This window comes from Streptosporangium sp. NPDC050148, assembly GCF_055586505.1.
The window spans coordinates 7,796-32,499 of the sequence record NZ_JBVJIA010000047.1 but is presented as its reverse complement, the minus strand read 5'-3'; the positions used below and the strand labels follow the sequence as shown (position 1 = coordinate 32,499).

Genomic DNA, 24,704 nt, shown 5'->3' with positions numbered 1-24,704 from the left:
GCGGCTCTCGTGCGGACGGGCCCCTGTCAGGGCGCCGGGGAGGGCGCCGGGGTCAGGTCGTCCCTGTCGTAGACCTTCGGCTCGGCACGGTGCTGCCCCTGGGCCGGGGCAGCGTCCCTAGCACCGTCCCCCGCGCCGTCCGCGGGACCGTCCGCGGGGCCGTCCGTGCCGTCGCCCGTGCCGTCGCCCGGGGTGGCCTTGGGCCTGCGCCGCAGCCGCTCCTTGAGCCGCTCCACGATCACGTACAGGGTCGGCACCAGCACCAGCGTCAGCAGCGTCGACGACAGCAGGCCGCCGATCACCACGATCGCCAGCGGCTGCGAGATGAACCCTCCCGAACCGGTCAGGCCCAGCGCCATCGGCACCAACGCGAAGATCGTCGCGACCGCGGTCATCAGGATCGGCCGCAGCCTGCGCCGTCCCCCCTCGATCACCGCCTCCACGATGCCCATCCCCTGCGCCCGGTACTGGTTGATCAGGTCGATGAGCACGATCGCGTTCGTCACCACGATCCCGATCAGCATCAGCATGCCGATCAGCGCGGGCACGCCCATCGGGGTCCCGGTGGCCAGCAGCAGCCCGATCGCGCCGGTCGCCGCGAACGGCACCGACACCAGCAGGATCAGCGGCTGCACGAAGCTCCGGAACGTCGCCACCATGATCATGAAGACGATCGCGATCGCCGCCAGCATCGCCAGCCCCAGCTGCCCGAACGCCTCGGCCTGGTCGGCACTGACCCCGCCCACCGTGAAGGTCGCCCCCGCCGGCAGCGACAACGCCTCCAGCTTCGCCGTCAGCGCCGTCGTGGTGGCACCCAGGTCACTGCCGGTCGCCGTACCCGACACCGTCGCGCTGCGCTCGCCGTCGATACGGGTGATCTGCGCCGGGCCCTGCGCCCTGGCCACCTCGGCCACCTGCGACAGCTTCACCACGCCCGCCGCCGTCGGCAGCTCCAGCGCCCGCACCTCCTTGACCGTCTCGGGCGCCTCCCCGCCGCTCAGCACCACCGCGCCACTGCGGCCGTCCAGCGTCATGTCGCCCATCGGCACCCCGCGGAACCGCTGCGCCACCAGCTGGCCGACCTGCACCTCGGTCAGGCCCCGGGCCGCGGCCTTGCGCCGGTCCACCCGCACCTCGACCCGCTCGGCGCCCGCCTCCAGGTTCGAGGTGACGTCACGCAACCCCTCCAGGCCCGCCATCGTCGTGCGCACCGACTCGGCCGCGGTACGCAGCGTGGCCACGTCCGGCGCCTGCACGATCACCTGCAGCTGATCGGTCGCGCCGCCCGTCGGACCGCCCTGGCCACCGCCCACGGTGACCTCCCCGACCCCGCTCAGCTCCTTCAGCCGCGCGCGCAGCGTGTCCTGCAGCACCCCGGCGTCGCTGCCCTCCTCGACCGTCAGCGAGTACGACGCCCGGTCCCCGGCGCCGCCGCCGAGCCCGCCCAGGAACCCGCCGCCACCGCCGACGTTCACCTGGTAGTCCTTGACCCCCTTGAGGGAGGCCAGCACCTCCTCCACCTTCTTGGCCGCCGCGTCCGTCGTCGCCAGGTCCGTGCCCGCGGGCATCTTCTGGCTGAGCGAGACCGTGTCCTGCCCCGAGGAGTCGATGAAGTTGGTCTCCAGCCGCCCGGCCAGGCCCATCGTCACGGCGAACACCACCAGGCCCACCAGCAGCGTCACCAGCCGCCGCCGGGTGGCGAAACGCAGCACCGGCAGGTAGGCCCGCTGCAACGGGCTGCGCAGCTCCTTGGCCTCGGCCTTCTCCCGCGCGGCACGCGCCTGCTCGGCCGACAGCACCGGCGCCCTCAAGAACCAGTACGCCAGCACCGGCACCACCGTCAGCGACACCAGCAGCGACGCCAGCAGCGCCACCGTCACCGTGATCGCGAACGGCGCGAACAGCTGCCCCACCATGCCGCCCACCACCGCGATCGGCAGGAACACCGCCACCGTCGTCAGCGTCGAGGCCGTCACCGCGCCGCTGACCTCGCGCACCCCCGCCAGCACCGCCTTGCGCTTGGCCTCGCCGTACTCCAGGTGACGCTTGATGTTCTCCAGCACCACGATCGAGTCGTCGACCACCCGGCCCACCGCGATCGTCAGCGCCCCCAGGGTCAGCAGGTTCAGCGAGTAGTCCCCCACCCACAGGGCGATCAGCGCGATCACCACCGACAGCGGGATCGAGGCGGCCGTCACCAGCGTCGAGCGCACCGACAGCAGGAACACCAGGATGACCAGCACCGCGAACGCCAGCCCCAGCAGACCCTCCGTCGTCAGGTCCTCGATCGAACGCTCCACGTACGGCGCCTGGTCGAAGACCACCGTCACCTCAGAGGAGTCACCGATCGCCCGCACCAGCTCCGGCAGCTTCTCGCGCACCTCGTGCGAGATCGCCACCGCGTTGCCGCCCGGCGACATCGTCACCGACACCCCCAGGCTCGGCTGCCCGTTGGTACGCGTCAGCGACGTGCCCTCGGCCAGCTCGCGCTCCACCGTGGCCACGTCCTGCACCCGTACCGGCTTGAGAGCAGGCGGCGCCACCTGCCTGCGCGCCGCCTGCGCCGCCTGGGCCTGCTGAAGCTGCGCCTGCTGCGCCTGCTGGGCGGCTCCTCCCCCGCCACCGGGCGCCTGCCTGCCCTGCTGCTGGCCCTGCTGGGGCTGCTGCGCCGGCGCGGCCGGCGTCAGGTACAGCTTCTTCAGCTCCTCCAGCGTCGTGACCCGCTTGCCCACCTGCACCGTCAGCGACATCTTGTCCTCGGTCAGGCTGCCCGCCGGGACCGGCTGGCCGTTGGCGCGCAACGCGTCCGCCACCGCCGACGCCGGCAACCCCACGATCGCCAGCCGCTTCGGGTCCGGGGTGATCGTCACGACCTCCTCGCGGGTGCCCGTCACCGACACCTCGCGCACCCCCTCGATGGCCTGCAGCTGCGGCACCATCAGCCGCTCCAGCCGCTCGGCCATCACCCGCTGGTCACCGGCGTCGCCCACCGCCAGCTGCATCACCGGGATGTCGTCGGTCCCGCCGGTCACGACCTGCGGATCCACCCCCTCGGGCAGCTGCGTCTCGATCCGCGACAACGCCTGCTGCATGTCCGACACCGCGGCGTCGATGTCGGTGCCGTACTCGAACGCCACCTGCACCTGCGACATCCCCTCCCGGGACGTCGAGGTCATCTCCTCCATGCCTTCCAGCCCCTGGAAACTGTTCTCGATCGGCTCGGTGACCTGCTCCTCGACGATCTCGGGAGAGGCGCCGCCGTAGGGAGCGATCACGAAGGCCCCCGGAAACGACAGCGACGGCAGCAGCTGCTGTTTCAGCGACGGGATCGCGAAGACGCCGAACGCGCTCAGCACCAACGCGATCATTATGACGAGGCTGCGGTTGGCGAGGCTCAACCTGGCCAGGGAGGTCATGGGGGCGGACTCCTAAAGGGATGTCACGACAAGATTTGCCCCAGACTAACACTTCGCCTGATACGAATATTTAACGAAGCAAACCATCCTGATAACCTTCTCAGGAACCGAGAGGTGAGAGTGAACGACGAACGCGAACAACTGATCCACCAGATCGGCGCCATCCAACGCGACCTGGGACGACTGTTCGCCCAACAACGCCCCTCCTCACCCCTGTTCGACTCCAACCTCACCATGCGCCAGCTCAACGTCATCATGCTGCTGTCACTACGCCGCTCGGCCACCGGCCAGGAACTCTCCCACCACCTCGACGTCGGCCTCGGCACCGTCACCGGCATCGTCGACCGCCTCGTCGCCCACGGCCTCGTCACCCGCCGCGAAGACCCCCACGACCGCCGCATCCGCCGCATCGAACTCACCCCCGCAGGCCACACCCTCATCGAGCAGATCGCCGACGCCGGCCTCAACGAGTTCCGCCGCGTCCTGCAACACCTCGACACCCCCACCCTGCGCGACCTGTCCACCGTCATGGACAAACTCCAGAACGCCGCCCTCACCCTGCACGAGACCTCCCCCCACCCAAACATGGGATGATAGGTTCCTTCGCTGTGAGCACACCCTCCAACGACCTGTTCTCCCTCACCGGACGCACCGCCCTCATCACCGGCGGAAGCTCCGGCATCGGACACGCCATCGCCCACGCCCTCGGCCGCGCCGGCGCCAACGTCGTCATCACCGCCCGCCGCCCCGAACCCCTCACCCGCACCGTCACCGAACTCCACCACCACGACATCCAGGCCGCCTCCATCACCGCCGACCTCGCCGACCCCCACGACCTCGACCGCGTCATCGAACAAGCCCCCACCCTCTTCGGCGACATCGACATCCTCGTCAACAACGCCGCCAACAACATCCGCCCCCACATGAACGACCTCACCCCCCACGACTACCAACAGACCATCAACCTCAACCTCACCACCCCCTACCTCCTCGGCCAGCACTTCGGACCCCGCATGGCACGACGCGGCTGGGGACGCATCATCAACATCGGCTCCCAGCAATCCCACCGCGCCTTCGGCAACAGCGGCGCCTACGGCATCTCCAAAGCCGCCATCACCGGCCTCACCCGCTCCCAGGCCGAAGCCTGGTCCCCCCACGGCGTCTGCGCCAACACCATCATCCCCGGCTTCGTCCTGACCCCCCTCACCGAACCCGCACAGGCCATCCCCGGCCGCGTCGAAGCCCTCGCCGCCCGCACCATGATCGGCCGCAACGGCCTCCCCGCCGACTTCGCAGGCATCGCCGTCCTGCTCGCCGGCGACGCCTCCGCCTACATCACCGGCCAGACCATCTGCGTCGACGGAGGATTCTCCGTCCACTGACCCACCCACTGACCCACCGACCCGCTCACCGACACCGCACCACCCACCCCGCACCACCGACCCGCACCACCGACCCCGTACCCCACGCGCACCCGACACCCCCCACCGACGGCGCGCACCCACACAGCCGGGACCACCGTGACCACCACCCCCACCCGCCGCCACACCAACGCCCGCGCCGCCGTCTGCTACTTCTTCATCCTCCTGGGCACCGTCTCCGGCGCCTGGGCCGCCCGCATCCCCGACGTCAAGAACACCCTCCACCTCACCGACGGCCAGATCAGCTACGCCCTCCTCGCCGCAGCCCTCGGCCTCGTCCTCGGCATGCGCTTCGCCGGACACCTCAGCGACCGCCTCGGCAGCGCCCGCCTCCTGCCCCCCGCAGCCATCGCCACCGCCCTCGTCATCACCCTCCCCGGATACGCCCCCGACCTCCCCGCACTCATCGCCGCCCTCTTCCTGTTCGGCCTCATCAGCGCCAGCGTCGACGTCTCCATGAACGCCCACGGCGTCGAGATCGAACGCGCCTACGGCCGCCCCCTGATGTCCTCCTTCCACGGCATGTTCAGCATCGGCGTCCTCGCCGGCGCCGCCATCGGCGGCCTGTTCGCCTGGCTCGACCTCAACGCCGCCGCCACCCTCACCGCCGTCGGCCTCCCCCTCGCCCTCGCCACCCTCTACGTCCGCCGCCACCTGCTCCCCACCACCCCCCACCCCACCGACCCGAACGGCGACCCGCACACCCCCACCCCACGACGCGCCCCCTGGAACCGCTGGATCATCCTCATGGGAGTCGTCTCCTTCGCAGGCCTCGTCGGAGAAGGCGCCGCCAACGACTGGACGGCCGTCTACCTCTTCCAGAACCTCCACGCCTCCGAACCCGTCGCCGCCGCCGCCTTCGCCGTCTTCTCCGCCACCATGACCATCGGCCGCTTCGCCGGAGACCACCTCGCCCAGCGCCTCGGACCCACCCGCCTGGTCCGCTACTCCGGCCTCATCGCCGCCCTCGGCCTGGGCGGCGCACTCCTCGGCGCGCAGATCCCCATCGCCTTCGCCGGATTCGCCCTGTTCGGCCTCGGCCTGGCGCCCATCGTCCCCCAGGTCTTCTCCGCAGCCGGGAACCAGGACCCCGTCACCGCCGGCCGCGCCATCGCCCAGGTCGCCACCGTCGGCTACGCCGGCCTCCTGGCGGGCCCCGCCATCATCGGCGCCGCCGCCGAACTCGTCGGCCTGCCCGCCGCCCTCGGCATCCCGGCCGTGCTCGCCCTCTTCATGGCCGCCTCCGCGGGAGCACTCCGCACCCCCGCGCCCCGATGACGGGCCTTGTTTCTTAGGTGATGAGTCTTTAGTCCACTGTAAATGATCTTGAACTTCAGGGATCGCCTTTACAATGTAGATTAATAAGTTGCCGTCGGGGCGCGAACGGGCCCGAGCCCACCCGCGCCCCCGCACGGCCCGCCTGAGCCTCATGCCCGTCCAGAACGACGTGCCCGGCGCCGAGCCCGGCCCGCCCCCGGCGCCTCTCGTCCAGGGCGGGGCGCCCCGCCGTCGCCCGCGCCCCTCGTGCGGTCAGTCGAGGACCGCGGTGGCCTCGACCTCGATCAGCAGGTCGGGCTCACCCAGGGCCGCCACGCCCAGCAGCGTGATCGGCTTGACCGGGTCGACGCCCAGCCGGGCGGCCGCGCGGGCGACCCCCTCCCCCAGCAGGGGCAGCTTGTCGGGGCTCCAGTCGACCACGTAGACGGTCAGCTTGGCCACGTCGTCGAAGGAGCCGCCGACCGCGGCCAGCGCGGTGGCGACGTTGAGGTAGGCCTGCTCGGCCTGAGCGGCGAGGTCGCCTTCGCCGACCTTCCCCCCGTCGGCGTCGCGGGCGACCTGACCGGCCAGGAACACCAGCTTCGATCCGGTGGCGACCGACAGCTGCCGGTACACCTCGGGCTTGGGTAGTCCGTCCGGGTTGATCAGGGTGACGGCCATGACCTGCTCCTTCGTCTGCGGGGGATACGCGGGGTGTTCATCGAAACCATAGCAATGCCATGCATAGAAAACCATAGCATCGCTATATATTGTGGTGTCATGGCGAGGACGAAGAACCCCGCGGCCCGCTCGCTGCTCATCGAGCGCGCCGCGCAGATGCTCCGGTCCCGCGAGCCCGTCACCCTGCGCTCCCTGGTGGCCGGGACCGGGGTGTCGACCATGGCCGTCTACACCTACTTCGGAGGCATGGACGGGGTGTGGAAGGCGGTGCGCCAGGAGGGCTTCTCCCGCCTGGCGGTCCGGCTCGCCACCGTCACCGTCACGGCCGACGCGGTACGGGACCTGGCCGCCCTGGGCGCCGCCTACCTGTCCAACGCCCTGGACAACCCCGACCTGTACCGGGTCATGTTCGACGCCACCTTCGACCTGGAGGACTCCCGAGCCGCCGACGAGAGCCTGCACCACCTGGTCCGCGCCGCCGAACAGGCCAGGGACGCCGGCCGCTTCCGCGGCGACGTCGACCCGCTGGAGCTGGCGACGCAGAGCTGGACCATCGGCCACGGCCTGGCCTCCCTGGTCGCCACCGGCCCCCTGCCGCGCCAGGCGCTCGCCCACGGCGTCCCGCTGCTGACCGCGCTGTTCGTCAGCGCCGGGGACGACCCCGGCCGCTGCCGCTCGTCGGTCGAGCAGGGCTGGAACCTGCCCCCCTCTCCCCCGCGCGACGACGAGCCCGGCGGCGAACCCTGAGAAACGCGCCGGGCGCTCGTGCACGATCACGTCAGGCCCGGCGCGTCCCACCCCCGGCCCTCCGCCGGAGGCGACGCGTCAGCGCGGTACGGTCAGCCGGTCCCGGCCTCCTCCAGCGTCCGCTTCATCTCCTGCGCGCCCCGCTCGACGCGCACGCGGGTCTGCGCCGCCAGCGTGTGCGGCAGCAGGTCGGTCAGCCAGACGAGCCGGCTGCGGTCCGGCCCCTCGGCGAAGACCTGGAACGAGGCGTGGTGGTGGGTGACGGCCTGCCGCGTGCCGCCGATCACCGCGTAGGCGAGCCGGCGAGCGGTGTCGTCGACGTCGACGATCAGCTCCCGGACGACCGTCCCGCCCGGGAGGAGCAGGATCCTGACGTCGCCCTCCATACGGGTGTCGACGACACGGCCGGGCAGCAGGCGCCGGTGCACCGCGCCCACGTCGCGTATCGCCTCCCACACCCGCTCGGGGCGGGAGTCGATGACGACCTCCGTGCGGATGGAAGCCATGTGCCGGTCTCCTGACTGCGTGACCCTCGGGATCCTCGGTCAGCGGTGAGCGGTGAGCGGTGAGGGCCCGGACGTGTCCGCCGGGCCCGGGGAACACGCCGGGATGTGCCGCACCGGCCGGTCGGCGGGCGGGTGCGGCTCAGGGCCGATCCCCCGGCGCGTCGCCGGGGTGGTCCGGCCGTCCCGCGAGGGCCCGGCCGAGGTGTTCCGAGACGCGGTGCTGGTTGTCGGCCAGCAGCAGGCACAGGTGCCGCAACCCGGTCAGCTCGGCACGCGTGAAGCCCTGGAAGATCGCCGCCATGGCGGCCTGGGTCGGCCGGCGGAACGCGTCGATCCACGCCCGTCCGGCGGGGGTGATCCGGACCAGGACCGAGCGCCGGTCGCGCCGGCCGGGAACGCGCCGTACCAGCCCGTCGCGCTCCAGGGTGTCGACCAGGCCGGTGACGTTGCGCGAGCTCACCCCGGCCGACCGGGCCAGCTCGCCGATGGTGAGCCCCTCGTCGTCCGCCCCGTCGCCCCCGTCGCCCCCGTCGGCCGTGCCGGCCGTGCCGGTCGCGTCGGCCGTGGTGTTCAGGCGGAGCAGGACCTCGAGCGCCCCCGAGCTGAGCCCGCGTCCTTGGGCGCCGTGGGCGCGCATGCGCTCGACGGCGTGGAAGGCGGTGCGGACGGCGCTCGCCGCCTCCAGGGCGAGGGTGTCCTCCCCCGCGGCGAACCGGGTCATCGCGGCCCTGGCCCGGGGGTCGAAGAGCGAGCCGTCGGGATCGTGTTCGAAGCCCGCCACCGACTTGTGTACGTCATTCATAATAAATAAAGAGATTAGTACGTACTTCACTACCTGTCGAGTCCGAGAAGTCCGGCAACCCCGGGAACGCGAAAGGCGGTGGCCACCGCCCGTGGTGACCACCGCCTGCCACCGCCGAACCGATGGGATCAGGGCTTGAGGATGACCTTCTCGCAGTCGTCCTGCTTGTTCTTGAAGATGTCGAAGCCGTGCGCCGCCTGCTCCAGCGGCAGGGTGTGCGTGATGATCCGGGTCGGGTCGATCTCACCGCGCTCGATGCGCTGCAACAGCGGCTTCATGTAACGCTGCACGTGACACTGGCCCGTGCGCAGCGTCAGGGACCGGTTCATCCACGCCCCGGCCGGGAACTTGTCCAGCAGCCCCCCGTAGACGCCGATCACCGACACGATGCCACCGCTGCGGCACGACATGATGGCCTGCCGCAGCGCGTGCGGGCGCTCGGTCTCCGAGCGCACCGCCTGCTTGACCCGGTCGTAGGCGCCGATGTGGGCACTGCCGTGCGTCGCCTCCAGCCCGACGGCGTCGATGCACTTGTCCGGGCCGCGCCCGCCGGTCAGCTCCAGCAGCTCCGAGCGCACGTCGGTCTCGTCGAAGTTGACGACCGTGTGACCGGCCTCCTCGGCCATGCGCAGCCGGTACGGCTCCTTGTCGATCCCGATGACCTTCGCCGCCCCCAGGGCCCTGGCGCTGTCCATGGCCAGCTGCCCCACCGGCCCGGCACCCCACACCGCGACCACGTCACTGGAGCGGATGTCGCACATCTCGGCCCCCATGTAACCGGTGGGCAGGACGTCGGACAGGAACAGCACCTGCTCGTCGCTCAGCCCCGACTCGATCTTCAACGGGCCGACGTCGGCGAACGGCACCCGCGCGTACTGCGCCTGCCCACCGGCGAACCCGCCGGTCAGGTGCGAGTACCCGAAGATCCCCGCGACCGGGTGACCGTACATCTTCTCCGCGATCCCGGCGTTGGGGTTGCTGTTCTCACAGCAGGAGTACAGCTCGGCCGCGCACGCCGCGCAGGCGCCGCAGGCGATCGGGAACGGCACCACGACGCGGTCACCGACGCGCAGCCTCTCCGGGGCGACCGCGGAACCGACCTCCACCACCTCGCCCATGAACTCATGGCCCAGGATGTCGCCGTCCTGCATCGTCGGCACGTACCCGTCGACCAGGTGCAGGTCCGAACCGCAGATCGCCGTCGAGGTGATCCGCACGATCGCGTCACGGCCACTGAGGATCGTCGGGTCCGGCACGTCGCGGACCTCGACCTTGTTGCGCCCGGCCCAGGTGTTGGCCCTCATGCCAGTGCCCCCTTCTCCAGTTCCTCGGCCGACAGCGGCTGCGCCGGACGCTGCGGGAACTCCTTGCGGGCCTGCTTGCCCCACGGAGCCCCGTCCGAGCGCACCACCTCACCGGTCTCCAGCACCTGCTTCAGCCGGCGCAGGTCGTCGTCGATCTGCTGGTGCGGCTCCTCACCGAAGTACGTGGCGACCGCCTTGCCCAGCGCGCCGCCGGGGATGTCGTAGACGAGCAGCACGTGCACCTCGGTGCTCTCACCGTCCGGCGCGGGAACGAACCACACCTTCCCGGCGTTCGGCACGTCGGCGTCGGCGCTCGAACGCCAGCCGATCCGCTCGCCCGGCACCTCGTCGGTTATCTCGGCGTCCCACTCGACCGTGCGGCCGAACGGGGCGCTCGCCGTCCAGTGACTCGTCCGCTCGCCCGTCGACCGCACCTCGTCCAGGTGGGACATGAACGTCGGGAGGTTCTCCAGGCGCCGCCAGAACGCGTACAGCTCGGACGCCGGCTTGCGGATGGTTGTCGTGGCAGTCAGATCCATCGTTCCTCCTTTCCCCCGTGCTACCGGCCTGAGCTGGAATTACACCTCCCTGGCGAAAAAATAACCGGCCACGTCCCCGAACGGGGCGCGGACTTCGGACGCCCCGGCGCGGTGAGCTGGACCTGGCCGCTGAAACCGCCATCCTCGCCCCCTCGGAAGCCGTCCTGCGTCTCCGGCCGGCCTCTCCCTCCCTGTCGGCGCTCTTGTACATGATCTTGAAATCGACAGATCGCCTTTACAATGTAGATTAATAGAGGGGGGGCCGGACCGCTGAACCGGCGGCCCTGACGGAACCGTCGGGTCCTCTCGCGGCCGGCTCCCTCGCGGTCAGCGCACCAGCCCCGCGACGACGGTCGCTCCCGCCCTGCGAAGCGTGCGCAGTTCCCTGCCCCGGCCCGTCCGCACGTCCACCGCGTAGAGCACCGACGGCCGGCCCGGCTCCTCCGCCGTGGCCAGCATGGTCACCTCCGTGGCGTTCAACCAGGCACCCAGGTGTCTGGCATGAAACCCTTCCGGCATGCCGGATATGCGGTTACGCCTCTCCCGGCCGCCCCGTATCGCGTCGAAGACGACGATCGAGCCGCCCTGCCGCAGGGTGGCCGGCCGTTTCGGATCGCCGCTCCTCTCCACCCGGGCCAGGGTCCTCCCGTCAGGAGCGAGCGCGCTGTAGTCATACGTGAAGTGCCCGATGGTGATCGGCTCGTGGCCGAGCACCCACACCCGGCTGGTCATGTCATAGGGCATGGCCAGGACGACGGGCCCGGACCCGTCCCCCACACTCACCGGCCACCACCCGCGCCCGAGGTCGGTCACGGTCCCCCGCTCCACGTCCACCAGCTTGTTCGGCTCCCGCCTTCCGCCCCATCCCGACACGATGAACCGCAGCCCGCTGGGGGACAGCCGCAGGGAGAACTCGACCGCGAAGTCCTCGGCGGGCTGCTTCAGCGGCGCCTTCCACACCCTGCCGCTCGCCAGGTCCCGCACCACGATCCTGCGGTGTTCCGCGCTGAAATAGGCGATCCTGCGGCCGTCCGCGGTGATCGCCAGCGGCCCCTGCGAGGACACCTCGGGCAGCTCGTAGGTGGTGTCGCCCCCGTCCGTCACCAGCAGCCAGACGTGCCTGCCGCACGGCTCGAAGCCGACTCGGCACACCGGCATGTACGCCTGGACGGCCGGGCCGACCCCCCTGGCGGGGAGCGGAACCGTCCTGGCCGGCGGCGGGGTGAGCACGACCGGGGGCTCGGGGCGTACCTGCTGGACCAGCGCGGCGCCACCGCCCGCGATCAGGCAGGTCACGGCCGCGGCCGCCACGGCCAGACGGGTCGCGCGCCTCCTGCGCGCGCCCCGCACCGCCCGGGCCGCCAGGTCGACGGCGGGCGCCTGCTCGGCCAGCGCGTGCAGGTCCTCACGAAGCATGTTCATCGGTACACCTCCTGGGGGGTGAGCGCGCGCAGCTTCGCCAGCGCGTAGTTCGTCTGGCTCTTGACGGTGCCGACCGAGACGCCCATGAGCCGGGCGGTCTCGTGCTCGGAGCAGTCCTCGTAGAAGCGCAGCACGATCACCGCCCGCTGCTTGGCGGTGAGCTGGGCCAGGGTGCGGAGCAGGACGAGACGGCGCACGGTCGTCTCGTCGTGCGGCTGCCGGGACTCGGCGAGCTCGGGCAGTTCGGCTCCGAGCAGCTCGACGTGCCTGCGCCGGCGCCAGGACAGGCTCTGGTTCACCAGGGCCTTACGGGCGTACGCCTCGGGGTTGCCGCCCTTGGCGAGCTTGCCCCAGTGGGAGGCGACGCGGATGAGGACCGTCTGCAACAGGTCCTCGGCGAGATGGGCGTTCCCTGTGAGCAGGTACGCCGTCCGCATCAGCGACTGCTGGCGAGCGCGTACGAACTCGTGGAACCCCTCGTAACGGTCCATGTAAGGAAACAACTCCGCCGAGGGGCTCCAGGTTGGAACACCGGCGTGGACAGGGGCGCGCGGTCAGGTGCAGGTTACCGGTCGCCGACGGCCTGCGCGGGGGCGGCGGCCGAGCGCGTCCCCGTCCTCGTTCTCGTCACTCTCGCATGGGCCGTGTCGGGGCCGTCGTCATTCGATGGGATCGGGGTCCGCGGGACGGTCACGCGTCCCAGGTGACCGGGAGGCTCTTGACGCCGTAGATGTCGGCGGCCTCCGGGCGCAGGGCGATCTCCTCGGCACCTACGGCCAGACGCAGCGTGGGGAAGCGGTCGAACAGCGCGGGCAGGGCGACGCGCAGCTCGACGCGGGCCAGCTGCTGGCCCAGGCACTGGTGGACGCCGTGGCCGAAGGCCAGGTGCCCGCCCTGCTGCCTGCGCAGGTCCAGCGTGTGCGGGTCGGTGAAGCGCTCGGGATCACGGTTGGCGGTGTTGTACGACAGGATGAGCGTCGTGCCGGCCTCGACGGTGTGGCCGCCCAGTTCCACGTCCTCCAGCGCGACCCTCGTGAACTGCTTGGCGACGGTCAGGTAGCGCAGCAGCTCCTCGACGGCCCCGTCGATGAGCGCGGGCTCGGCGCGCAACGCGGCCAGCTGACCGGGGTTGCGCAGCAGGGCGAAGGTGCCCAGCGCGAGCATGTTCGCGGTGGTGTCGAAACCGGCCGACAGCAGGATCAGGGCCATGCCCTTCAGCTCCTCGTCGGTCAGGTCGCCGTCGAGCAGGTCGCTGAGCACGTCGTCGGTGGGGTTCGCGCGCTTGGCGGCCACCAGCTCGGCGAGGTAGGCCTGGGTCGCGGCGTAGGCCGCGATCAGCTCCTGGTCACCGGCCTCCCCGCCGAGGAAGGTGTCGATGTTGTCCTGGAAGGAGCCGCGGTCTGCGTACGGGACGCCCAGCAGCTCGCAGATGACGACGGAGGGGATGGGCCTGGCGAACGCGGTCACCAGGTCCGCCGGGGGCCCGGCCTGTTCCATCGCGTCCAGGTGCTCGGTGGTGATCTGCTCGATGCGCTCGGTGAGCCGGCGCATCCGCCGCACGGTGAACCTGCCCACGAGCGGCCTGCGGTAGCGGCCGTGCTGTGGCTCGTCCATCAGCAGGAACTCGCCGGGCGGAGCCGGGGGGACCTCGATGTCGCCGTAGTCGACCAGCGGGTGGTGGCGCATGAGCTCCCTGCGGGAGCTGAACCGCGGGTCGGCCAGCACCGACCGGACCAGGTCGTACCCGGTGACCAGCAGGCCCCGGTGCCCGTCGGGGAAGGGGAGGCGGCTGATCGGGCCGTGCTCGCGGGCCTCGACCAGCTCCGCCGGTGGGTCGAAGGGGCAGCCGGGCCGGCGCGCGGCCGGCATCGTGGCGACGGTGTGCAGGGACTCGCCCATGATCGTTCCTTGTCTCGCGGTGGCAGGTGTCCGGCACGGCTCGGGGGCCACGCCGCGCCCGGGGTCCGGGCCGGCCGCCGGAACCGTGTCCGTGCGGGTGACGCACCGACTCGTGACCCCGGGGCCGTGCCCGCCGAGCCGTTCATGACGCCCACCATCGCCGACCGCGCTGACACGGGGCCGTCACCGTGCTGACACGGCCACCGACGCCGCACCGGGCCGCGGGCACCGCGTCCGGTGGACGCCACGCCTCACCGGCGGCGACCCGATCGGCGAGGAGGGGCCCGGCCGCGCCGGGACCCAGGCCGGCCGGCCCGGCGAGCGGCCTCGCGACCGGCCGCGCGACCGGCTCGGGCGCCACCGCGGTTCGGCACAATGGCCGGTGTGCGAGTTGAACTGCTCGGGCCCTTCGCGGTCCGTACCTGCGACGGGGCCGTGGTGGAGGTGCCCGGGGTCCGGCTGCGCGCGCTGCTGGCCGCACTCGCCCTCGAACCCGGCCGGATCGTCTCGCGTACGAGGCTGGTGGACTGGATCTGGGGGCGGCGGCCCCCCGCCGACGAGGCGAACGCCCTGCAGGCCCTGGTGTCCAGGCTGCGCAGGGTCCTGCCGGACGGCGTGATCAAGGCCGAGGCCGGCGGCTACCGGCTGGCCGTGCCCCCCGACGCCGTGGACGTGTGCCGGTTCGAGCACCTGGTCGGCCGGGCCCGTGCCACCGGCCCCGCGCAGCTCTCGGGGCTCGCCGGGCTCGCGGAGCGGGCCGATCTGCTGCGCTCGGCCCTGGCACTGTGGCGCGGTACGGCCATGGCCGACATCGCGCTGCGCGACAGCGACGCGTTCGACGCCGCGGTCGCGCGGCTGGAGGAGCTCCACGTCACCGCGCTCGGCGACCGGGTGGACGCCGACATCCGCCTGGGCCGCGGCTCGGAGCTGGTCCCCGAGCTGACCGGGCTGGTCGCCGCCCACCCGCTGCGGGAGGGCTTCGTGGCGGCCCTGATGCGGGCGCTCGCCGAGGCGGGGCGTACGACCGAGGCGCTGACCGTCTACCGGCGGACGCGCGAGCTGCTGACCGAGGAGCTGGGCACCGATCCGTCGGCCGAGCTCTCCGCGCTGCACACCGCGTTGCTGCGGGGCGAGCTGGGCGAGCGGGCGGAGCATCGCAGGACGAACCTGCGCGCCGAGCTGACGAGCTTCGTCGGCAAGGACGGCGACACCGCCGCGGTCGCCGCCCTGGCCGACGGGCACCGGCTGGTCACCCTGACCGGGCCGGGCGGCTCCGGCAAGACGAGGCTGGCCACCGAGACCGCGCGGACGATGCTCGCCGGGCTGCCGGACGGGGCGTGGCTGGTCGAGCTGGCCTCGGTACGGGCGGGCGGTGACCTGGCGCAGGCCGCCCTCACCGCGATCGGCCTGCGCGACCAGGCACTGCTCGGTGGCGCGCGGGGCGGGGAGGCCATGGACCGGCTCGTCACCGCGCTCCGGGATCGCGCGATCCTGCTGATCCTGGACAACTGCGAGCACGTGATCGAGGCGGCCGCGGCCTTCACGGACCGGCTCCTGGGTGAGTGCCGCAGGCTGCGGATCCTGGCCACGAGCAGGGAACCGCTCGGCATCACCGGGGAGGTGCTGTGGCAGGTCGAGCCGCTGGCGCTGCCCGCGGCGGGAGCCGGCCCCGCCGAGGCCGGCTCCTCCCCCGCGGTACGGCTGCTGCGCGACCGCGCGGAACTGGTCCGCAAGGACATCGGCTCCGACGCGCACACCCTGGCGGCCATGGCGCGCATCTGCCGGGCGCTCGACGGGATACCGCTGGCGATCGAACTGGCCGCGGCACGGCTGCGCACCATGTCCGTCGACCAGCTGGCACGCCGGCTCGACGACCGGTTCCGCCTGCTGACCGGCGGCAGCCGTACGGCGCTCCCCCGGCACAGGACGCTGCGCGCGGTGGTGGACTGGAGCTGGGACCTGCTGACCGGGACCGAGCGCGCCGTGCTGCGGCGGCTCTCGGTGTTCTCCGGCGGGGCGAGCCTGGAGGCGGCCGAACGGGTGTGCGGGGACGCCGAACCCGGCGCGCCCGGTGGGCCCGGCAGGCAGCAGGTGCTCGACGTGCTGACCGCGCTGATCGAGAAGTCGCTGCTGGTCGCCGACGGCGAGGGCACGCCGCGCTACCGCATGCTCGACACCATCAGGGAGTACGCGGCGCACCGGCTCGCCGAGGCCGGGGAGGCCGAGGCGGCGCGCCGGGCGCACCTGGCCTATTTCGTCGAGCTGGCCGAGACGGCCGATCCGCACCTGCGCCGGGCCGGTCAGCTGGAGTGGCTGTCCGTGCTGGAGGCCGAGCACGACAACATCGGCGCGGCCCTGCGCGGGGCGATCGCCGCCGGATGGGCCCGGGAGGCGATGCGGCTGGTCGCGGCCGCGGGGTGGTACTGGTTCCTCACCGGGCACCGGGTCGAGGGCACCGAGCTGAGCGTCGCGGCGACCTCGCTGCCCGGTGAGGTGCCCGACGAGACACGGGCGATGGCGTGCACCATCGTGACGGTGTTCATGACCTCCGGGCCCGGCGGCGACCAGTACCAGGCACGGGAGTGGATCCACGAGGCGCACCGGCTCACCCGGCGCGGCGGCTACCGGAACCCGCTGCTCGGGTTCGTCGAGCCGCTGGAGCGGATGCTGCGGGATCCGGCGGAGGTCCTGCCCGCGTTCGAGCCGCTCATCGCCGACGACGATCCATGGGTGCGCGCGCAGGCCCGGCTGGCCCGTGGCCGGTGGCGGCTCACGCTCGACGGCGACGAGACCGACGTGGACACCGACATCCAGACCGCCCTGGCCGAGTTCCGCACACTGGGCGACCGGTGGGGGATCTCGCTGGCGCTGACCTTCCTGGCCGACCGGCTCGCCATGCGCGGGGAGTTCGCACGCGCGTGCGAGCACCACGAGGAGGCGGCCACGGCGCTGACCGAGGTGGGCGCGACCGAGGACGTGGTCATCCTGCGGGCGCGGCAGGCCCAGCTGTACTGGCTGCTCGGCGACGAGCGCTCCTGCGCCTTCGCCATGGCCGAGGCGCAGCGGTGCGCGGGCGGGATCACCTGGCCGGACGTGCCGGTCGAGCTGGCGCTCTCGAAGGCGCAGCTGGCGCGCTGGCGCGGCGAGCCCGAGGCGGCGCGCCGGCACCTGGCCACGGTACGGACCGTGCTGGGCGACGGCGCCTCCTTCAACGTCAAGGCCAGGGACCTGTACGGCTACCTCACCGAGGACCTCGACGAGGCCCGCGCGCACCGGAGCGAGGCGTTCCGTGTGGCGGTGGGGTACGGGTACCCGCCGCTGATCGCCGAGGTGCTGGTCGGGATCGCCGATCTCGCCCTGCGCCAGGGCCACCACGAGCGGGCCGCGCGGCTGCTCGCGGCCGGCGACGTCGTACGCGGCACGCCGGACCGTTCGCTGCCGGACGTCTCCAGGATCGCCGCGGAGGCGCGGAGGCGCCTGGGTGAGGCGGCCTTCACCGAGGCGGTCCGTGCCGGTGAGCGGGGGGACTGGCGCGAGCTGGCCGAGACCACGCTCGCGCCCTGACCGCCGTACCCGCCCGCGGGTGTCCGGCCGGTCAGTCCGGCCGCACCCCGTACAGCCGCGCCAGACCGGCGATCGCGGTTCTCATCAGCTCCCGCAGCTCGGCCGGCTCCAGCACCTCCACCTGGGTCCCCATCCGCAGCAGCAGCCAGCGGGCGTGCGTGACCGACTCGATGGGCAGGCGCAGCACCACCCGGCCGTCCCGGTCGGGCGGGCCCGCCGCCGCCAGCGCCGTGTCGACGATCTCGCGGCCCACGGTGTGGCGCAGCAGCTCGTCGGCGCCGGGCTCCAGCCGCACCACGGCCTCGCCGTTGTACATCCGCCGCTCGCGGAACTCCGTCGCGTACCCCTGCCAGAAGGCCGCCAGGTCGAACCGCTCGGGACGCTCGAAGCGGCCCTCCAGCAGCTCGGCCGACAGGATCCGCGCCACCCGGTAGGTGCGCGGCCCGCCCGCCCCGGCGGAGGCCACCATGTACCACGCCCCGCCCTTGATGACCAGGCCGTACGGGTGCGCCACGCGCTCCACGTCGCGCGGCCCCCAGCGGCGGTAGGTCATGCGCAGCGGGCGCTGCTCCCACACCGCCTCGGCGACCTCCCCCAGGAAGGGCGTCTCGTCGGCGTCCCCGTACCAGCCGGGGACGTCCAGGTGGAAGCGCTCGCGCATCCGGGAGGCGTGCGAGCGCGGCTCGGGAGGGAGCGCGGCGAGCATCTTCATCTCCGCGTTGGCGGCCATCTCGGCCAGCCCCAGCTGGGCGGCCGGGCCGGGCAGCGCGGCCAGGAACAGCGAGGACGCCTCGGCCGGGGTCAGGCCGTTCAGGCGGGTGCGGTAGCCGTCCAGCAGGCGGTACCCGCCGGCCGGTCCCCGGTCGGCGTAGACCGGCACCCCGGACGACGACAGCGCCTCCACGTCCCGGTAGACCGTGCGGACCGACACCTCCAGCTCCTCGGCCAGCTCGGGGGCCGTCATCCGTCCCCTGGTCTGCAGGAGCAGGAGCAGGGAGAGCAACCGACTCGCGCGCATGCCCCATTGTCCCGCACGTTTGCGAAACGAACGCAGTCCATGTTCAAATGAACACGTGGAGAGTAACGATCGGATCCGGGAGATCATGTCGGCGCTGCGCGTCACCGACGTCGTCTCGGTGGCTGAGCTCGCGGCCGCGCACGCCGTGTCGGAGATGACCATCCGCCGCGACCTCGACGAGCTCGCCCAGCAGGGCGTGGTCAGACGGGTCCGCGGCGGCGCGGTGAGCCTGCTGCTGCGCGGCGAGGAGCCCCCCTTCGCGGTACGCGAGCGCGAGGCCCTGGAGTCCAAACGCCGCATCGCCGCCGAGGTCGCGGCCCTGCTCGCCGACGGCGAGGCCGTGCTGCTCGACAGCGGCACCACCTGCCTGGAGATCGCGCGCGCGATCCGCGGCCGCCGCCTGACGGTCCTGCCGCTCTGCCTGCAGTCGGCCGCCGAGCTCAGCACGGCCCCCCGGATCCGCCTGGTGCTCCCCGGCGGCGAGGTCCGCCCCGGCGAGCTCAGCCTCACCGGGACGCTCACCGAGAACGCCATCCGCTCCCTGCGGTTCGACACCGCGATCATCGGCTGCTGCGGCCTGTCGGCCGAGCACGGCCTGACCGCCCACGACCTGTCCGACCTCGCCGTCAAACAGGCGGCGATCTCCTCCGCCCGCCGGGTGATCGCCGCCACCGACTCGGGCAAGTTCACCCGCACCGCCTTCGGCGCGGTCTGCCCGCTGGACCGGCTCGACACGGTCGTCACCGACACCGCCCTGCCGCCCGGCGAGCACGAGGCCATGACCGCGGCGGGCGTCACCGTCCGCACCGTCTGACCCCCTCGCCGGTACGCCCCCCTCGGACGGTCACCGCCCACGGCCCCAGCCCCCACGCCTCCCGCCGCGTCCCCTGCCGTCTCCCCCGCCTTCCCGTCTCCCCTGTCCCCCGGCGGCGTCCCCCGACGCGGCGATCTCCTCCGCCCCGCTCCCCCGCCTCTCCGCGTCCCGATCCCCGCACCCCCAGACCCATGTCCCACCACCCACCCGGATCCACCCGGTCCGACGGCCGACGGGAGTCCCTCCCATGCACGTCACCTCATCGGAGCCGGCCACCCTGCTCCGCGGCAGAGTCGCGGTCTGCCTGCTGTTCCTGCTGTCCGGCATGGCCATCGGCACCTGGACGGCGCGCATCCCCTCGATCAAGCAGAACCTGGACCTGAGCGACGGCGAGCTCAGCATCGGCCTGCTCGGCATCGCCGCCGGGGCGATCGCCGGCATGCAGGTCGTCGGCCGCCTCGTCGACCGCTACGGCAGCGTCAGGGTGATGCTGCCGATGGCCTTCGCCCAGAGCGTCGTGCTGATCCTGCCCGCCCACATGCCCGGCCTGGCCGGCCTGACCGTCGCGCTGTTCGCCTTCGGCCTGGTGCACGGCACCCTGGACGTGGCGATGAACGCCAACGGCGTCGAGGTGGAGCGGGCCCTCGGCCGACCCATCATGTCCTCCCTGCACGCGGTCTTCAGCATCGGCGGCTTCCTCGGCGCCACCACCGGGGGGCTGCTCGCGCAGGCGGCCTTCGGCCCCGGGGCGACGTTCGCCGCCGTCGCGGCCGTGATCGCCGTCCTCGCGTTCTGGGCCACCCGCTGGGCCCTCTCCCCCACCCCCCACCCCACCGCCCCCGCGGCCACGCCACCACCGGCCCGCGGCGGCCGCGGCGTACTGCTCCTGGGCGTGCTGGCCTTCTGCTGCATGATCGGCGAGGGGGCGGTGGCCGACTGGAGCTCGGTCTACCTGAGCCAGGACCTGGGAAGCTCCGAGGGGTTCGCCGCGGCCGCCTACGCCGCCTTCTCGATCATGATGACCGCGGGACGCCTCGCCGGGGACAGGCTGGCCGCCCGGCTCGGACCGGTGACGCTGGTGCGCGCGTGCGGCACGCTGGCCGCCGGCGGCCTCGGCCTGGCCCTGCTCGCCGGTCACCCGGTCGCAGCGGTGATCGGGTTCGGCTGCTTCGGGGCGGGACTGTCGTGCATCGTGCCCCAGGTCTTCTCCGCGGCCGGGCGCCACGATCCGGCCCGCGCCGGGCGGGCGCTGGCCCGGGTGGCGAGCCTGGGGTACGTGGGCTTCCTCACCGGGCCCGTGCTGATCGGCGGGATCGCCGAACTGATGGGCCTGCCGCGCGCCCTGGCCGTTCCCGCCCTGCTGGCCTTCTTCGTCGCCTTCGCGGCGGGTGCTCTCCGGACCCCCGCCTTTACAAAGTAGATCAGCAAGGGGTCGGCCGGACCGGATCCACGGCCGTCCCGCCCGCGCGAGCGGACTCACGCGGGCGGGACGGGCGCGCGGCGTCCGGGCGGACACGCGCGGGCAGGACGCGCGGGCCGCTCGGGCCGTGCGGACCAGGTCTGCGGATCAGGCCTGTGGATCAGGCCTGTGGATCAGGCCGTGCGGAGCCAGGCCGCGGTGTCGCCGGGAAGCGTCCCTCCCTCCAGCGGGCCGCTGGCCAGCAGCACCGACTCGTGCTCCGGCAGCGGCACCGGCTCGGTGCCGAGGTTGACCACGCACACCAGGCCCGAGTCCCGGCGGAAGGCCAGCACCTCCTGTGGGGCGTCCAGCCAGGTCAGCGTGCCGTCGCCGAGCAGCTCGCGCCGCAGGCGCAGGCCGTTGCGGTACAGGGTGAGCATCGAGCTGGGGTCGCCCGCCTGCACCTCGGCGGTCAGCGCCTTCCACTCCGGCGGCTGCGGCAGCCACGGCCGCCCCGTGCCGAACCCGAACGGCGGCTCGTCGCCCGACCACGGCAGCGGCACCCGGCAGCCGTCGCGGCCCAGGTCGGTGTGGCCCGACCGGAACCAGATCGGGTCCTGGCGCAGCTCGGCGGGGATGTCCTCCACCTCCGGCAGCCCCAGCTCCTCGCCCTGGTAGACGTACAGGCCGCCGGGCAGGGCCATCGCCAGCAGCGCCGCGGCGCGGGCCCGCCGCTCGCCCAGCACCGGGTCGGTGGGCATGCCGTGCTTGCGGTCGGCGTGGTCGAAGGAGGTGTCGGGCCTGCCGTACCGGGTGACCGGGCGGGTCACGTCGTGGTTGGACAGCACCCAGGTGGGGGGCGCCCCCAGCGGCAGGTGCGTGGCCAGGGTCAGGTCGATCGACCGGCGCAGCGCGCCCGGCTCCCAGGCGCACGCCAGGAAGTCGAAGTTGAACGCGGTGTGCATCTCGTCGGGGCGCAGGTAGAGGGCGAAGCGCTCCTGGTCGGGCAGCCACACCTCGCCGATCAGGATGCGGTCGTCGTACTGCTCGGCCACCTGCCGCCAGCCGCGGTAGATGTCGTGCACGCCGTCGAGGTCGGTGTAGGCCTCCGGTCCTCCCCCGCCGTCCATCTCCTTGACCAGCAGGGCGGCCGAGTCGATGCGGATGCCGTCCACCCCCCGGTCGAACCAGAAGCGCAGCACGTCGTGGAACTCCTCGACGACCCGCGGGTCGGCCCAGTTGAAGTCGGGCTGCTCGGGGGCGAACAGGTGCAGGTACCACTCGCCGTCGGCGACCCGGGTCCACGCCGGCCCGCCGAAGATCGACTGCCAGTCGTTGGGCGGGAGCTCGCCGTCGGTCCCGCGGCCGGGACGGAAGATGAACCGCTCGCGCTCGGGCGAGCCGGGTCCGGCCTCCAGGGCCCGCAGGAACCACTCCTGGCGGTCCGAGCCGTGGTTGGGGACGATGTCGGTGATCGTCTTGATGCCCAGGGCGTGCGCCTCGGCGATGAACGCCTCGGCCTCGGCCAGGGTGCCGAACGACGGCTCGATGTCGCGGTAGTCGGCCACGTCGTAGCCGCCGTCGGCCATCGGCGAGGGGTACCAGGGGTTGAGCCAGATCGCGCCGATCCCCAGGTCGGCGAGGTAGGGAAGGCGCGCGCGGAGTCCGGCGAGGTCGCCGATCCCGTCGCCGTTGCCGTCCGCGAAGCTGCGCAGGTAGACCTGGTAGATCGCGGCCCCCCTCCACCACGTTTCGGGGTCCGGGGTCGCTTCCGGGAAGATGCTGCCGGACATGCTGGAACAACTCCTTGCGGTAAGGGGCGGTCGAGGATCGGTGGGCCCGGTGACGCCGGTGGCACCGGTGACGGGGTCAGCCCTTGAGGCTGCCGGCGGTGAGACCGGCCATGATGCTGCGCTGGAAGATCAAAAAGACGATCATCGTCGGGATGCTGGCGATCACCAGCGAGGCGATGAGCACGTTCTGCGGCATCTGCGCCGACAGCGAGGCGATGCCCACGCTGATCGTCATCTTCTCCCCGTCGGGCAGCACCAGCAGCGGCCAGACGAAGTCCTTCCAGACGTTGACCACCGACAGGATGGACACCACGCCCAGGATCGGACGGGAGACCGGCAGCACGATCGACCACAGGATGCGCGCGGGCGAGGCGCCGTCGATCTGCGCGGCCTCCAGCAGCTCCTTGGGGATCGAGTCGAAGAAGCGCTTGAGCAGGAAGATGAAGAAGCCGTTGGCCGCCGCCGGCAGCCAGATCACCCAGGGGGTGTTCAGCAGGTCCCAGCCGAAGATCGGCATGTCCTTGACCGTCAGGTAGGCGGGCAGCAGGATCACCATCGGCGGGATCATCAGGGTGGCCAGCATCAGGCCGAGCACCGCCTTGCCCAGCACCGGGCGCAGCTTCGACAGCGCGTAGGCGGCCGAGACGTCGATGGCCAGGGTGAACAGCCAGGCGCCGCCTGCGTAGATGACGGTGTTGGTCAGGAAAAGTCCCAGGTCGAGCTGGTCCCACGCCTCGGCGTACACCCCGAAGTCGAGCGAGGTGGGGAAGAAGCTGGGCGGGATCTGGGCGAGTTCCTCGGGCGACTTGAGCGCGCCGGTGACCATCCAGTAGAGCGGGAACACGAACACCGCGGTGAAGGTCACCACCACCAGGGTCAGCACCAGGCGGTAGAGGAACCGCCCGCGCGGGGTGGTGAGGGTGTGCGGGGAGACCAGGCTGCGGAACTGCCTGTCGGGCTCCCTGTTCCGGCGCCGGCGCGGGCGCCGGGGCGGGGCGGCGGGGCCGGGTCCCGGGTCCTTCACGAGGGTCGGGCGGCTGGGCCGGGCGGTGAGGTTCGACATCGGCGCTACCTCCTCAGCTCTGGTCGTCGCGCGACAGGCGCAGGTAGAAGGCGGAGAACACCATCAGCACGACCATGAGCATCAGCCCGAGCGCGCCTCCGGCGCCGAAGTCGCCGAAGTTGAAGGCGTACTGGTACATCAGGTAGGCGACGGTGAGCGTGGAGTTCTCCGGGCCGCCGCCGGTCAGCAGGTAGGGCTCGATGAAGACCTGCATGGTCGCCACGATCTGCAGCAGCAGCATCACCAGCAGGATCAGCCGGGTCTGCGGGATCGTCACGTGCCAGACGCGCTTGAACAGCCCGGCGCCGTCGAGCTCGGCGGCCTCGTACAGCTCGCTGGGGATGCTCTGCAGGGCGGCCAGGTAGATCAGGGTGCCGGTGCCCAGGTTCATCCAGGTGGAGACGATGACGAGCGAGATCAGCGCGGTGTCGGTGGAGTCGAGCCAGCTCAGCGCGGGCAGGTGCGCCAGCTCCAGGATCTGGTTGAACAGGCCCGCGCCCGGGTCGTAGAACCACTTGAACAGCAGCACGCCCACGGCCGGGGGCAGCATGACCGGCAGGTAGACGATGAAGCGCAGGTAGGCCCTGGCGTGGCGCAGCTCGTTCAGCACGATCGCCGCGAAGAACGGGATGACGTAGCCGAACACCAGGGCCAGGCCGGTGAAGGCCAGGGTGTTGAGCCAGGCGTCGGCGAAGGCCGAGTCCTCGGTCACCGTGCGGAAGTTGTCCAGGCCGACCCAGACGGGGTCGTCGACGAAGTTCGTCTGCTGGAAGCTGAGCAGCACCTCCCGCACCATCGGGTACCAGGAGAAGAAGGCGAAGCAGATCAGCGCCCCGCACAGGAAGCCGTACGCGGTGAGGTTGCGCCGCAGGCCGCGCCGGAAGGCTCCCGGTCTCCGCCCGCGCGGACCTTTCACGGTCCCTTTGGCGGTCATGGTGGTCATCGGTCGACTCCCGATTTCGACATGGGTGTCGGGGGGGGGGGGGGGGGGGGGGGGGGGGGGAGGGGGGGGGGGGGGGAGGGGGGGCGCATATCCCCCCCTCTCCTCCTCGCTTTTTC

General features: G+C 72.3%; 20 protein-coding genes. 7 read left to right on the top strand and 13 right to left on the bottom strand.

Annotated elements, in window-relative coordinates; translation table 11 throughout:
• Positions 1 to 26: 26 nt before the first annotated feature.
• Positions 27 to 3,416, bottom strand: a complete 3,390-nt coding sequence (locus tag ACZ6RT_RS34245; protein ID WP_470158109.1) for an efflux RND transporter permease subunit — start codon at positions 3,414 to 3,416, stop codon at positions 27 to 29.
• Between the two features lie 114 nt (positions 3,417 to 3,530).
• Between ACZ6RT_RS34245 and ACZ6RT_RS34240 the strand changes: the two genes are divergently transcribed.
• The 3 genes from ACZ6RT_RS34240 (at position 3,531) to ACZ6RT_RS34230 (ending at position 6,115) form a co-directional block, all read left to right on the top strand.
• Positions 3,531 to 4,010, top strand: coding sequence for a MarR family winged helix-turn-helix transcriptional regulator (locus tag ACZ6RT_RS34240; RefSeq protein ID WP_399192765.1), 480 nt, complete (start codon positions 3,531 to 3,533; stop codon positions 4,008 to 4,010).
• Positions 4,011 to 4,024: 14 nt separating this feature from the next.
• Positions 4,025 to 4,798, top strand: coding sequence for an SDR family NAD(P)-dependent oxidoreductase (locus ACZ6RT_RS34235; protein ID WP_470158107.1), 774 nt, complete (start codon positions 4,025 to 4,027; stop codon positions 4,796 to 4,798).
• A 138-nt stretch (positions 4,799 to 4,936) separates the two neighbouring features.
• Positions 4,937 to 6,115: an MFS transporter gene (locus tag ACZ6RT_RS34230; RefSeq protein ID WP_470158105.1), complete on the top strand. Its 1,179-nt coding sequence runs from the start codon at positions 4,937 to 4,939 to the stop codon at positions 6,113 to 6,115.
• A gap of 252 nt (positions 6,116 to 6,367) precedes the next feature.
• Here the strand turns inward: ACZ6RT_RS34230 and ACZ6RT_RS34225 are convergent, their stop codons facing one another.
• The gene (locus ACZ6RT_RS34225) at positions 6,368 to 6,775 is read right to left on the bottom strand and encodes a RidA family protein (RefSeq protein ID WP_399192771.1); all 408 of its coding nucleotides are present in this window, start codon (positions 6,773 to 6,775) and stop codon (positions 6,368 to 6,370) included.
• 99 nt (positions 6,776 to 6,874) lie between these two features.
• Here ACZ6RT_RS34225 and ACZ6RT_RS34220 point away from each other — a divergent pair, with 99 nt between their 5' ends.
• Positions 6,875 to 7,522, top strand: coding sequence for a TetR/AcrR family transcriptional regulator (locus ACZ6RT_RS34220; RefSeq protein ID WP_470158103.1), 648 nt, complete (start codon positions 6,875 to 6,877; stop codon positions 7,520 to 7,522).
• A 92-nt stretch (positions 7,523 to 7,614) separates the two neighbouring features.
• Here the strand turns inward: ACZ6RT_RS34220 and ACZ6RT_RS34215 are convergent, their stop codons facing one another.
• From ACZ6RT_RS34215 to ACZ6RT_RS34185, 7 genes are all read right to left on the bottom strand, one after another.
• Positions 7,615 to 8,028 (bottom strand): SRPBCC family protein, encoded by a 414-nt coding sequence (locus ACZ6RT_RS34215; protein ID WP_399192775.1) that lies wholly within the window; start codon positions 8,026 to 8,028, stop codon positions 7,615 to 7,617.
• 139 nt (positions 8,029 to 8,167) lie between these two features.
• Positions 8,168 to 8,830, bottom strand: a complete 663-nt coding sequence (locus tag ACZ6RT_RS34210; protein ID WP_470158101.1) for a MarR family winged helix-turn-helix transcriptional regulator — start codon at positions 8,828 to 8,830, stop codon at positions 8,168 to 8,170.
• A gap of 128 nt (positions 8,831 to 8,958) precedes the next feature.
• Positions 8,959 to 10,134 (bottom strand): zinc-dependent alcohol dehydrogenase, encoded by a 1,176-nt coding sequence (locus ACZ6RT_RS34205; RefSeq protein ID WP_399192779.1) that lies wholly within the window; start codon positions 10,132 to 10,134, stop codon positions 8,959 to 8,961.
• Positions 10,131 to 10,673 (bottom strand): SRPBCC family protein, encoded by a 543-nt coding sequence (locus ACZ6RT_RS34200; protein ID WP_344907417.1) that lies wholly within the window; start codon positions 10,671 to 10,673, stop codon positions 10,131 to 10,133. The genes ACZ6RT_RS34205 and ACZ6RT_RS34200 overlap by 4 nt, the downstream gene beginning before the upstream one ends.
• A gap of 327 nt (positions 10,674 to 11,000) precedes the next feature.
• A complete protein-coding gene (locus ACZ6RT_RS34195) occupies positions 11,001 to 12,095 on the bottom strand; it encodes a WD40 repeat domain-containing protein (RefSeq protein ID WP_470158099.1) in 1,095 nt (364 codons plus the stop codon).
• Positions 12,092 to 12,586: a SigE family RNA polymerase sigma factor gene (locus tag ACZ6RT_RS34190; RefSeq protein WP_399192783.1), complete on the bottom strand. Its 495-nt coding sequence runs from the start codon at positions 12,584 to 12,586 to the stop codon at positions 12,092 to 12,094. Before ACZ6RT_RS34190 ends, ACZ6RT_RS34195 begins: the two co-directional genes overlap by 4 nt.
• Positions 12,587 to 12,785: 199 nt before the next feature.
• Positions 12,786 to 13,994, bottom strand: coding sequence for a cytochrome P450 (locus ACZ6RT_RS34185; protein WP_470158097.1), 1,209 nt, complete (start codon positions 13,992 to 13,994; stop codon positions 12,786 to 12,788).
• A 384-nt stretch (positions 13,995 to 14,378) separates the two neighbouring features.
• Between ACZ6RT_RS34185 and ACZ6RT_RS34180 the strand changes: the two genes are divergently transcribed.
• Complete coding sequence (locus tag ACZ6RT_RS34180; protein WP_470158095.1) at positions 14,379 to 17,558, top strand: AfsR/SARP family transcriptional regulator; 3,180 nt, start codon at positions 14,379 to 14,381, stop codon at positions 17,556 to 17,558.
• A 31-nt stretch (positions 17,559 to 17,589) separates the two neighbouring features.
• Here the strand turns inward: ACZ6RT_RS34180 and ACZ6RT_RS34175 are convergent, their stop codons facing one another.
• Positions 17,590 to 18,576: a helix-turn-helix transcriptional regulator gene (locus tag ACZ6RT_RS34175; RefSeq protein WP_470158094.1), complete on the bottom strand. Its 987-nt coding sequence runs from the start codon at positions 18,574 to 18,576 to the stop codon at positions 17,590 to 17,592.
• Between the two features lie 55 nt (positions 18,577 to 18,631).
• On the opposite strand from ACZ6RT_RS34175, the gene ACZ6RT_RS34170 reads away from it, so the two are divergent.
• Both ACZ6RT_RS34170 and ACZ6RT_RS34165 read left to right on the top strand, forming a co-directional pair.
• On the top strand, positions 18,632 to 19,390 hold the full coding sequence (locus ACZ6RT_RS34170) for a DeoR/GlpR family DNA-binding transcription regulator (RefSeq protein WP_470158092.1): 759 nt from the start codon (positions 18,632 to 18,634) through the stop codon (positions 19,388 to 19,390).
• A 247-nt stretch (positions 19,391 to 19,637) separates the two neighbouring features.
• A complete protein-coding gene (locus ACZ6RT_RS34165; protein ID WP_470158091.1) occupies positions 19,638 to 20,810 on the top strand; it encodes an MFS transporter in 1,173 nt (390 codons plus the stop codon).
• A gap of 173 nt (positions 20,811 to 20,983) precedes the next feature.
• Here the strand turns inward: ACZ6RT_RS34165 and ACZ6RT_RS34160 are convergent, their stop codons facing one another.
• From ACZ6RT_RS34160 to ACZ6RT_RS34150, 3 genes are all read right to left on the bottom strand, one after another.
• Complete coding sequence (locus ACZ6RT_RS34160; RefSeq protein ID WP_470158089.1) at positions 20,984 to 22,582, bottom strand: glycoside hydrolase family 13 protein; 1,599 nt, start codon at positions 22,580 to 22,582, stop codon at positions 20,984 to 20,986.
• A 76-nt stretch (positions 22,583 to 22,658) separates the two neighbouring features.
• The gene (locus ACZ6RT_RS34155; protein ID WP_399192797.1) at positions 22,659 to 23,645 is read right to left on the bottom strand and encodes a carbohydrate ABC transporter permease; all 987 of its coding nucleotides are present in this window, start codon (positions 23,643 to 23,645) and stop codon (positions 22,659 to 22,661) included.
• 13 nt (positions 23,646 to 23,658) lie between these two features.
• Positions 23,659 to 24,588, bottom strand: coding sequence for a carbohydrate ABC transporter permease (locus ACZ6RT_RS34150; protein ID WP_470158088.1), 930 nt, complete (start codon positions 24,586 to 24,588; stop codon positions 23,659 to 23,661).
• Positions 24,589 to 24,704: the final 116 nt, after the last annotated feature.

Coding starts and splice junctions, on each gene's coding strand:
- ACZ6RT_RS34245 (WP_470158109.1), bottom strand. CDS start 3,416: ATGACCTCCCTGGCCAGGTTGAGCCTCGCCAACCGCAGCCTCGTCATA.
- ACZ6RT_RS34225 (WP_399192771.1), bottom strand. CDS start 6,775: ATGGCCGTCACCCTGATCAACCCGGACGGACTACCCAAGCCCGAGGTG.
- ACZ6RT_RS34220 (WP_470158103.1), top strand. CDS start 6,875: ATGGCGAGGACGAAGAACCCCGCGGCCCGCTCGCTGCTCATCGAGCGC.
- ACZ6RT_RS34215 (WP_399192775.1), bottom strand. CDS start 8,028: ATGGCTTCCATCCGCACGGAGGTCGTCATCGACTCCCGCCCCGAGCGG.
- ACZ6RT_RS34210 (WP_470158101.1), bottom strand. CDS start 8,830: ATGAATGACGTACACAAGTCGGTGGCGGGCTTCGAACACGATCCCGAC.
- ACZ6RT_RS34205 (WP_399192779.1), bottom strand. CDS start 10,134: ATGAGGGCCAACACCTGGGCCGGGCGCAACAAGGTCGAGGTCCGCGAC.
- ACZ6RT_RS34200 (WP_344907417.1), bottom strand. CDS start 10,673: ATGGATCTGACTGCCACGACAACCATCCGCAAGCCGGCGTCCGAGCTG.
- ACZ6RT_RS34195 (WP_470158099.1), bottom strand. CDS start 12,095: ATGAACATGCTTCGTGAGGACCTGCACGCGCTGGCCGAGCAGGCGCCC.
- ACZ6RT_RS34190 (WP_399192783.1), bottom strand. CDS start 12,586: ATGGACCGTTACGAGGGGTTCCACGAGTTCGTACGCGCTCGCCAGCAG.
- ACZ6RT_RS34185 (WP_470158097.1), bottom strand. CDS start 13,994: ATGGGCGAGTCCCTGCACACCGTCGCCACGATGCCGGCCGCGCGCCGG.
- ACZ6RT_RS34175 (WP_470158094.1), bottom strand. CDS start 18,576: ATGCGCGCGAGTCGGTTGCTCTCCCTGCTCCTGCTCCTGCAGACCAGG.
- ACZ6RT_RS34165 (WP_470158091.1), top strand. CDS start 19,638: ATGCACGTCACCTCATCGGAGCCGGCCACCCTGCTCCGCGGCAGAGTC.
- ACZ6RT_RS34160 (WP_470158089.1), bottom strand. CDS start 22,582: ATGTCCGGCAGCATCTTCCCGGAAGCGACCCCGGACCCCGAAACGTGG.
- ACZ6RT_RS34155 (WP_399192797.1), bottom strand. CDS start 23,645: ATGTCGAACCTCACCGCCCGGCCCAGCCGCCCGACCCTCGTGAAGGAC.
- ACZ6RT_RS34150 (WP_470158088.1), bottom strand. CDS start 24,588: ATGACCACCATGACCGCCAAAGGGACCGTGAAAGGTCCGCGCGGGCGG.